The following is a 9,683-nucleotide window of genomic DNA, read 5'->3' as shown; positions in this document are numbered from 1 at the left end:
GTTCACCGCCATGCGTGCCCGCGGTGCCAAGTCGACGGACATCGCGATCATCGTGGTCGCGGCGGACGACGGCGTGATGCCGCAGACGGTCGAGGCGATCAACCACGCGCAGGCGGCCGACGTGCCGATCGTGGTGGCGGTCAACAAGATCGACAAGGAGGGTGCGCAGCCCGACAAGATCCGCGGCCAGATGACCGAGTACGGCCTCGTGCCGGAGGAGTACGGCGGTGACACCATGTTCATCGACATCTCCGCCAAGCAGGGTCTCAACATCGATTCGCTGCTCGAGGCCGTCGTCCTCACCGCGGATGCGTCGTTGGACCTCCGGGCCAACCCGGACATGGACGCCCAGGGCGTCGCGATCGAGGCGCACCTCGACCGTGGCCGCGGCCCTGTCGCGACGGTGCTCATCCAGCGCGGCACCCTGCGGGTCGGCGATTCGATCGTCGCGGGTGACGCGTACGGCCGGGTCCGCCGGATGGTCGACGAGCACGGCGAGGACGTCAAGGAGGCGACCCCGTCGCGTCCGGTCCAGGTCATCGGCCTGACCAGCGTCTGTGGCGCCGGCGACACCCTGATGGTCGTCGACGAGGACCGCACGGCCCGGCAGATCGCCGACCGCCGCAACGCGCGCAAGCGCAACGCGATGGCCGCGCGCAGCCGCCGCCGGATCAGCCTCGAGGACCTGGATTCGCACCTCAAGGAGACGAGCCAGCTCAACCTCATCATCAAGGGCGACAACTCCGGTACGGTCGAGGCCCTCGAAGAGGCCCTCATGGGTATCGAGGTCGACGACGAGGTGCAGTTGCGCGTCATCGACCGCGGAGTCGGCGCGGTGACCGAGACCAACGTCAACCTGGCGACGGCTTCCGACGCCGTGATCATCGGGTTCAACGTCCGAGCCGAGGGCAAGGCCACAGAGCTTGCCAACCGCGAGGGCGTGGACATCCGGTACTACTCGATCATCTACCAGGCGATCGACGAGATCGAGAGCGCGCTCAAGGGCATGCTCAAGCCGATCTACGAGGAGAAGAAGCTCGGACAGGCGGAGATCCGCAACATGTTCCGCTCCTCGAAGGTGGGCAACATCGCGGGCTGCATGGTGCTCGACGGCATCATGCGTCGCAACGCCAAGGCGCGGCTCATCCGCGACGGCAACGTCGTGGTCGAGGAGATGACCGTCTCCTCACTGCGCCGCGAGAAGGACGACGCGACAGAGGTCCGCGAGGGCTTCGAGTGTGGCCTGACGGTGACGTACTCCGACATCAAGATCGGCGACGTCATCGAGACCTACGAGCTCGTCGAGAAGCCGCGCGACTGACGTCGACGGTGACACTAGTGGGGGCAGGTTCCGTGGTGCACGGGCCTGCCCCCACGGCATGCTGGGGAAGAAGCGGTCGCACGGCGACCGCGCCACGTCTAGGAGGATCGCCATGGCCGGTAAGGGACGGGCCGGACGGCTCGGCAAGCGGATCGGGGAGATCGTCGCGACGGCGATCGAACACGAGATCAAGGATCCGCGTCTGGAGTTCATCACCATCACGGACTCCAGGATCACCGCCGACCTCCGGGTGGCGACGTTGTACTACACGGTCCGCGGGACGACTCTCGACGATGAACCCGACCTCGAGGCCGCGGAGGACGCCCTCGCCACGGCCCGGGGACGGCTCCGGACGATGGTGGGCAGGCAGACCGGGGTCAAGTTCACCCCCGAGCTGACCTTCGTGCTGGATTCCGTGCCGGATGCGGCGCGCCAGATGGAGGAGTTGCTGGCCAAGGCCCGCGCGCAGGACGAGATGGTCCGCCGCGTGGCGGAGGGCGCGCGCCCGGCGGGTGACGAGGACCCCTATCGGAGGGACGAGGAGGCGGCGTCACCGGAGGACGACGACCGGTGACCGCCCTGGTGGACGCCGGCGGCGCGGCCGAGGTGCTGGCCCGGCACCGCGAGGTGACCGTCCTCTGCCATATCCGGCCCGACGCCGACGCCCTCGGCAGCTCCGCGGGTCTGGCCCGGGCGCTGCGTTCGCGGGGCGTCACCGTCCACCACTCCTTCGATCCCGGGATCGTCCCGGACGCCCTCCGGGTGATCCCGGGCACGGAGCACGTGATCCCGCTGGGTGAGGTGCCCCTGCACCGTGGTCTCGTGGTGACGCTGGACTGCGCCAGCGCGGACCGTGCCGGTGACTGGACGCCGCTCGCCGACGCCGCCACGGAGGTCCTCGTGGTGGACCATCACGGGTCCAACCCCGGGTTCGGGTCGCACCTCCTCCTGGACCCGGGCGCGGCGTCGACCGCGTCCCTCGTCCTGGACATCCTCGACGCCGGGCGCTACGAGATCGACGCCGACGTGGCGACGAGCCTCTACGCCGGTCTGGTGACCGACACCGGCTCCTTCCGCTGGGGCGGTCCGGGCTCTCACGACACGGCCCGGCGCCTGCTCGCCGCGGGCGCGGAGTCGATCGACCTCGGCTTCGCGTTGCTCGACGCACACCCGTTCTCCTGGCTCCCCGTCCTGGGCGGTCTGCTGGCCTCGGTCCGTCTCGAGGCGTCCGCGGTGGGCGGTCGGGGCGCGGTGTGGCTGCACGTTCCCCACGCGGTGATCGCGACCGCGGAGGAGGCGGACGTCGAGTCGATCGTGTCGCACCTCCAGGGGGTACGCGAGGCTCACGTGGCGGTCCTGCTCAAGGAGTTCCGTCCGGGGGAGTGGGCGGTGTCGCTGCGGTCCCGCGGCGGAGCGGTGGACGTCTCGGCCGTGGCCGCGGCCCTGGGCGGTGGCGGGCACCCCGCGGCGGCCGGGTGCACGATGCGGGGGGGACTCGGCGACGTCTCCGCGAGGCTCCGTGACCTCCTCGGCTGAGGTGCCCGACGACCGGTCCGTGGGGGTGGGCCGACTCGGCCGCCGGTTGTGGTCGATCGCGCTGCCCGTCCTTCCCGTGCTCGCCGCCGAGCCGCTCTACCTGCTGGTCGACGGGATCGTCGTGGGCAGGCAGGGGGCGGGGGACCTCGCGGCGCTGGGCGTCGGTGCGCTCGTGCTCCTGGTGTTGGGCACCCAGATGAACTTCCTCTCGTACGGGACCACCGCGCGCGCGGCCCGGCTCCACGGTGCCGGTCGGCGGGCCGACGCGGTGGCCGAGGGCGTCCAGGCCACCTGGATCGCGCTGTCGGTGGGGCTGGTGGTGGTCGGGACCGTGTCCGCGCTGATGGGGCCGTTGACCCGGGTGCTCGCCGCGGACGCACAGGTGGCCGCGGACGCCTCCGCGTGGCTCCGGGTGGCGGTGTGGGGCATCCCGTGCATCCTCGTGGCGTCCGCCGGCCACGGCTGGATGCGGGGGGTGCAGCGATTCCGGACGCCGCTGGTGCTGGTCGGGGTGGGGATCGGGCTCTCCACCCTGGGGTGCGTGGTCCTGGTCCCGGGGCTCGGCCCCGCCCCCTCCCTCGGCCTGGTGGGCAGCGCGTGGTCCAACCTCGCGGGTCAGGTGGTCATGGCGGGCGGGTTCCTCGCGGCCCTGGTGCTGGAGCACGAGGGCTCCCTGCGCCCGCGCGTGACCGTGATCGTCAGCCAGCTCCGTCTGGGTGTCGACCTGGTGATCCGGACGGCGTCCTTCCAGGTGACCTTCGCCGTGGCCACCACCGCGGCCGCCGCGGCCGGGGTCGAGTCGCTCGCGGCCCATCACCTCGCGCAGCAGATGTGGGCGCTCTACGCCCTCCTCCTGGATTCGGTCGCGATCGCCGCGCAGTCCCTCGTGGGTGCGGCGCTGGGTGCCGGGCTCGCCGCGCAGGGCAGGGCCCTGGTCCGGGCCGTGGTCCTGTGGTCGCTGGGTCTGGGGGTCGCGCTCGCCCTGCTCACCACCGTGTTCCGCTCCCCGATGTCCGCCCTGCTCTCGGGCGATGCGCAGGTCGCCGACCGGCTCGTGGTGGCGCTGCTGGGCATGGCCGTCGTGGTGGTGCCCGCCGCCCTGGTCTTCGGCCTCGACGGCGTCCTCCTGGGGGCGGGCGACGCCGCCTTCCTGCGCACCACCACCGTGCTCGCGGCGCTGCTCGGCTTCCTCCCGGTGCTCCTCGCCACCAGGCACTACGGCTGGGGACTCGCCGGCATCTGGTGGGGGATGGGCGCGTTCGTGGCGTTGCGTCTGGTCGCGGTGGCCTCGCGGGTCCGGGGCGACCGGTGGCTGGTGCTGGGGGCGGAGACGCCGTCCGGGCCCACCCGGGAGCAGGCCACGGCATGACCGATCACCCGAGCCTGCGCGCGGTGTCCGACCTCCACGTCGGCCACCGGGGCAACTCCGACGTCCTCGGGGACATCCGGCCCTCGCATCCGGGGGACTGGCTCATCGTGGCGGGCGACGTCGCGGAGAAGACCGACCACGTGATCGACGCCCTCGAGCGGCTGGCGGCGGCGTTCGAGCGGGTGATCTGGGTGCCGGGCAACCACGAGTTGTGGATCGGGCGCGACGACGCGGGGATCACCTCCCCCGCCAAGTACGACCGCCTGGTGGACGCGTGCCGGTCGATCGGCGTCGACACCCCCGAGGACCCGTACCCGTTGTGGACCGGTCCCGGCGGGCCGGCGTGGGTCGTGCCGATGTTCCTGCTCTATGACTACTCCTGGACGCGCGAGCCCGGCCAGTCGCGGTCCGTCGCCCTGGCCGGTGCCCGCGAGCGTCGGGTGGTGGCCTCCGACGAGTTCCTCATCGACACCGCCCCCTACCCGGACGCGGTGGCCTGGTGCCGCGAGCGGCTGGTGGCCACGACCACCAGGCTCGCCGCGCTCGACCCCGCGCACCCGACCGTCCTGGTCAATCACTGGCCGCTACTGCGGGGGCCCACCGAGGTCCTGCGCCACCCCGACTTCGCGCTGTGGTGCGGAACGGAGCAGACCTCGGACTGGCACCGCCGATACCGGGCGGTGGCCTGCGTGTACGGGCACCTGCACATCCCCCGCACCACCGTCCACGACCGCGTCCGGTTCGACGAGGTCTCCCTGGGCTACCCGCGGGAGTGGGGGGCGCGCGGTCGGCCCGATCCGCTGGCCCGGCAGATCCTGCCCGCCCCGGAACTCCCGCAGGTGCGGTGGATCCGCGGCGACGACGGGATGCCGAGGATCGCCCGACCCGGGGACACCGGGCCGGACCTGGAGGAGGAGCGATGATCCGCGACGTACTGCCCGGGGACGTGGTGGCGGTGACGTTCGACGAGTTGGGTCTCGACGACGCGGCCGCCCTCGACTCCCTGTACCCCTCCGAGGCCGAGCAGATCGGCCGGGCGGTGGAGAGCCGCCGGATCGAGTTCGCGGCGGCCCGGGCCTGCGCGCGCGAGGCGATGGACCGGATGGGCCTGCCGCCGGTACCGATCACCCGGGGTGGCCGGGGCATGCCGGTGTGGCCCGCGGGTGTGGTGGGCACGCTCACCCACACCGACGGCCTGCGCGCGGCGGCGTTGGCGCCGTCCGCCCGGGTCCGGTCGCTGGGGTTGGACGTGGAGCCGCACGGGCCGTTGGGGGACGGTGTCCTCGACGCGGTGGCCCTGCCGGAGGAGGCGGCGTGGGTGCGCGCCGCCACCGGGGAGGTGCCGTCCGTGCACTGGGACAAGGTGCTGTTCACGGCCAAGGAGGCCACGTACAAGGCGTGGTTCCCGCTCACCCGTCGGTGGCTGGGGTTCGCCGACGCGCACATCACCCTGGTGCCGGACGGGGACGACGACGAGGTGGTCGGCGGCGTGCTGCGGTCCCGGATCCTGGTGGACCCGCACGCGGTGGACGGGGGACCGGATCTGGTCGAGTTCCGGGGTCGGTGGGCCGTCCGCGACGGCTACGTCGCCTCGGCGATCGTGCTCCGGCCCGCCGGTGTGGATAACGTGGCCCCGTGACACCGCGCAGACCCGACCCCCGTCCCGCCCCCGATCCCGGACTGGTGGTGGTCGACAAACCCGGGGGGATGACCAGCCACGACGTGGTGGGACGGTTGCGCCGGTACTTCGGCACCCGCAAGGTCGGGCACGCCGGCACCCTCGACCCGATGGCCACCGGGGTGCTGGTGGTGGGCATCGAGCGGGCCACCAAGCTGCTCGGGCTGCTCGCGTTGGAGACCAAGTCCTACGAGGCCACCATCCGACTCGGCGAGACCACCACCACCGACGACGCGGAGGGGGAGGTCACCGCGCGGGTGGACGCCTCCGGGGTGACCGACGAGGCGATCGACGCCGGGGTGGCGGGGCTGACCGGGCGGATCGACCAGGTCCCGTCCGCCGTGAGCGCGATCAAGGTGGACGGCCGCCGCGCCTACGACAGGGTGCGGTCGGGGGAGGAGGTCCGGCTCCCGTCGCGGCCGGTGACGATCTCGCGCTTCGAGGTCCTCGAGCGCACGCGGACGGGCGCGGTGGTGGACCTCGTCGTCGTCGTCGACTGTTCCACCGGCACCTACATCCGCGCGCTGGCGCGTGACCTCGGTTCCACCCTCGGGGTGGGCGGCCACCTCACCGCGCTGCGCCGCACGGCCGTCGGTCCCTTCGGGCTCGACGCGGCCAGGACCCTCGACCAGCTGGAGTCCGACCCCCGGCTGTCCCTGGATCTCGACGCCGCCGCACTGATCGCCTTCCCCCGTCGTGACGTCGACGCCGACGAGGCGGAGGGGTTGCGGCACGGGCGGTGGCTCGAGGCCCGCGGCGATCGGGGGGTGACGGCGGCGGTGGGGCCCGACGGACGGGTCGCGGCACTGGTCACCGAGTCGGGGCAGCGGGCCGCTCCGGTCGTGGTCATGCGACCGGCGGGGCTGTGAACCCCGGGCGTAAGGTTGTCGCCGTGCAGCTGTGGCGGACGTTCGACGAGATCGTGATCCCTGACGGCGGGACCTCCGTCGCACTGGGGGTGTTCGACGGACTCCACCGGGGTCATCGCGGCCTCGTCGACCACGCGGTCGGTTCGGCGCGTGATCTCGGAGCGAGCCCGGTGCTGGTGACGTTCGACCCGCACCCGGTGGAGGTGATCCGGCCGGGGACCCACCCGCTGGTCCTGACGCCGCTCGAGCGGCGCGCGGAGCTGGCGGGGGAGTTCGGCATGGACGCGGTGTTCGCCCTGCCCTTCGACGCCGGGATGGCCTCGTGGGAGCCCGACGAGTTCGTGGACAGGGTCCTGGTCGAGGGGCTGGGCAGCCGCTCCGTCACCGTCGGCAGCAACTTCACGTTCGGGCGCCGCGCCGCCGGCACCCCGGGGGTGATGCGCGAGCTCTGCGCCGACCGGGGGATCGAGGTGCGGGTGGTGGACCTGCTGGAATCGGACGGGGAACCCATATCGTCGTCTCGGATCCGGCGCCTGATCTCGGACGCCGACGTCGCGGGTGCGGCGACGATCCTCGGCCGACCGCACCGGGTGTCCGGGGTCGTCGTCCACGGCGCCGGACGCGGCGGTCGCGATCTCGGGTACCCCACGGCGAACCTCGACCTGCCCGAGTACACGGCGATCCCGGTGGACGGTGTGTACGCGGGCTGGTTCACCCTCCTCGACGACCATCCGGTCGACGGGACGATCGTCCCCGGCCGCCGCTACCCCGCGGCCATCTCCGTGGGCACCAACCCCACGTTCGGCGACGCGGTGCGCAGCGTCGAGGCGTTCGTGCTGGACGAGTCGGCCGACCTCTACGGGCGCGTCGCCGCGGTGGACTTCGTCGACCACGTCAGGGACATGGAGAAGTTCACCTCGGTCGACGAGCTGCTGGTGGCCATGGACCGCGACGTCGCGCGGACCCGCACGGTCCTCGCGGCCGACGGCGCCGACGCCTGACCGCGGGGCTCGAGCTCGGGGGATTGGGCTCGCCCGCGTCCCGCCTGGTAGCGTCTCCACTCGGCCCGGCTGCGGTTCGCGGCGGCGGGGTCCTACATTTTCGCGGACTGGAACAACCAGGAGACACCCATGGCGTTGAGCACCGAAGAGAAGAAGGCCGTTCTGGCCGAGTACGGGATCCACGAGACCGACACCGGCTCGCCCGAGGCCCAGATCGCCATGCTCACCAAGCGGATCACCCAGCTCACCGAGCACCTCAAGACCCACCAGCACGACCACCACTCCCGTCGCGGACTGCTCCTCCTGGTCGGCCGCCGGCGTCGTCTGCTCAAGTACATCGCGAAGGTCGACATCGCGCGCTACCGCACGCTCATCGAGCGCCTCGGTCTGCGTCGCTGACCCCACCGTCGCGTCCCGGCCGCCGTTCCCCGTCCTCCCCGAGGGCGGGGAACAGTGCTTTCCGGGGGCGGTACCCCGGTGCGCCCCGGTGACCCGGGGTGTTTTCCCTGGTAGCCTGGACACGGCCGGTGCGCACGTACCGGGCGTCGACAGGTCCGATTGACGGTCCTCGGTAGTGGCCGCCGGAACGGCGGGTTCCCCTGGGAGGGGCACCGGTTCCGGCTGCTTCGATCGAAGACCGAGGTCGAACCGGGACGTTCCTGGCGTGTGGCCCGGCGGCCCGGCGGAAGAGATCCGCCCAGAGGCCCCCAGTCACCGACAGGACAGGACTACACATGCCAGAGATCACGGCCGTCGAGGTCGAAGACGGAGTCTTCGAGACCGTAGCGACCATCGACAACGGCGACTTCGGTCGCCGCGAGGTGCGCTTCGAGACCGGACGGTTGGCCAAGCAGGCCGCCGGCGCGGTCGTCGCGTACCTGGACGACGACACGATGCTGCTGTCTGCCACCACGGCGGGCAAGCACCCCAAGGAGCACTTCGACTTCTTCCCCCTCACGGTGGACGTCGAGGAGCGCATGTACGCCGCGGGCCGCATCCCCGGCTCGTTCTTCCGGCGTGAGGGCCGGCCGAGCACCGACGCCATCCTCACGTGCCGCCTCATCGACCGGCCGCTGCGCCCGACGTTCGCCGACGGTGTCCGCAACGAGGTCCAGGTCGTCGTGACCGTCATGAGCCTCGACCCCAAGGACCTCTACGACGTCGTGGCGATCAACGCCGCCTCCGCGTCCACGCAGCTGTCCGGCCTCCCGTTCTCGGGGCCCGTCGGCGGCGTGCGGATCGCCCTCATCCCGACGGCCGCCGACCCGGCCGGGCAGTGGGTCGCGTTCCCGACCGTCGAGCAGCTCTCCGACGCCGTCTTCGACATGGTCGTCGCCGGTCGCGTCGTCGGTTCGGGTGACAGCGCCGACGTGGCGATCATGATGGTCGAGGCCGAGGCCACCGGCAACGTCATCGAGAAGATCGCCGGTGGCGCCCAGGCACCCACCGAGGACGTCGTGGCGCAGGGCCTCGAGGCCGCGAAGCCGTTCATCGCCGAGCTGTGCGCCGCGCAGCAGGCGCTGGCCACCGCCGCGCCCACCGAGGCGCGCGAGTTCACGCTGTTCCCGCCCTACCAGGACGACGCGTTCGCCGCCGTCTCCGAGGTCGCGGAGGCGAAGCTGGGCGAGATCATGGCCGTCGCCGACAAGCAGGAGCGCGACGGCGCCACCGACGCGCTCAAGGCCGAGGTCCTGGCCGCGCTCGGCGAGCGCTTCGAGGGCCGCGCCGGGGAGATCGGCGCCGCCTTCAAGTCGCTCACCAAGAAGATCGTCCGCCAGCGCATCCTCACCGACCACTTCCGGATCGACGGACGCGGCACGCGCGACATCCGTGCGCTGTCCGCCGAGGTCGAGGTCATCCCGCGCGCCCACGGCTCGGCGCTGTTCGAGCGTGGCGAGACCCAGATCCT

The 9,683-nt window shown here is 72.3% G+C and carries 9 protein-coding genes and 1 pseudogene; all 10 read left to right on the top strand.

Translation table 11 applies throughout. The annotated features are described in order from the left end of the window. Window positions 1–1,321 (top strand): translation initiation factor IF-2 (gene infB, locus B4M60_RS07250; RefSeq protein WP_291081767.1); only part of this gene is annotated, 1,321 nt, incomplete at its 5' end. Window positions 1,322–1,433: 112 nt separating this feature from the next. Beyond that, window positions 1,434–1,895 (top strand): 30S ribosome-binding factor RbfA, encoded by a 462-nt coding sequence (gene rbfA / locus B4M60_RS07245; protein ID WP_291081765.1) that lies wholly within the window; start codon window positions 1,434–1,436, stop codon window positions 1,893–1,895. Further along, a complete protein-coding gene (locus B4M60_RS07240; protein WP_291081763.1) occupies window positions 1,892–2,857 on the top strand; it encodes a DHH family phosphoesterase in 966 nt (321 codons plus the stop codon). Before rbfA ends, B4M60_RS07240 begins: the two co-directional genes overlap by 4 nt. After that, window positions 2,841–4,226 carry an MATE family efflux transporter gene (locus B4M60_RS07235; protein WP_291081761.1) on the top strand — a complete coding sequence of 462 codons (1,386 nt, stop codon included), beginning with the start codon at window positions 2,841–2,843 and terminating at the stop codon, window positions 4,224–4,226. Before B4M60_RS07240 ends, B4M60_RS07235 begins: the two co-directional genes overlap by 17 nt. After that, window positions 4,223–5,149 carry a metallophosphoesterase family protein gene (locus B4M60_RS07230; protein ID WP_291081759.1) on the top strand — a complete coding sequence of 309 codons (927 nt, stop codon included), beginning with the start codon at window positions 4,223–4,225 and terminating at the stop codon, window positions 5,147–5,149. Before B4M60_RS07235 ends, B4M60_RS07230 begins: the two co-directional genes overlap by 4 nt. Then, window positions 5,146–5,865, top strand: coding sequence for a 4'-phosphopantetheinyl transferase family protein (locus tag B4M60_RS07225; RefSeq protein ID WP_291081757.1), 720 nt, complete (start codon window positions 5,146–5,148; stop codon window positions 5,863–5,865). The genes B4M60_RS07230 and B4M60_RS07225 overlap by 4 nt, the downstream gene beginning before the upstream one ends. Beyond that, window positions 5,862–6,773: a tRNA pseudouridine(55) synthase TruB gene (gene truB, locus B4M60_RS07220; protein WP_291081755.1), complete on the top strand. Its 912-nt coding sequence runs from the start codon at window positions 5,862–5,864 to the stop codon at window positions 6,771–6,773. Before B4M60_RS07225 ends, truB begins: the two co-directional genes overlap by 4 nt. Before the next feature lie 23 nt (window positions 6,774–6,796). Then, window positions 6,797–7,774, top strand: coding sequence for a bifunctional riboflavin kinase/FAD synthetase (locus tag B4M60_RS07215; RefSeq protein ID WP_291081753.1), 978 nt, complete (start codon window positions 6,797–6,799; stop codon window positions 7,772–7,774). Between the two features lie 129 nt (window positions 7,775–7,903). Then, window positions 7,904–8,173, top strand: coding sequence for a 30S ribosomal protein S15 (rpsO, locus tag B4M60_RS07210; RefSeq protein ID WP_291081751.1), 270 nt, complete (start codon window positions 7,904–7,906; stop codon window positions 8,171–8,173). 335 nt (window positions 8,174–8,508) lie between these two features. Continuing rightward, a pseudogene (locus B4M60_RS07205) lies at window positions 8,509–9,683 on the top strand (polyribonucleotide nucleotidyltransferase); the annotation flags it as partial.

It is taken from the genome of Dietzia sp. UBA5065, from assembly GCA_002415925.1.
Lineage (GTDB): Bacteria > Actinomycetota > Actinomycetes > Mycobacteriales > Mycobacteriaceae > Dietzia.
The sequence above is the reverse complement of the archived record's forward strand: the minus strand, read 5'-3'. Positions and strand labels throughout refer to the sequence as shown.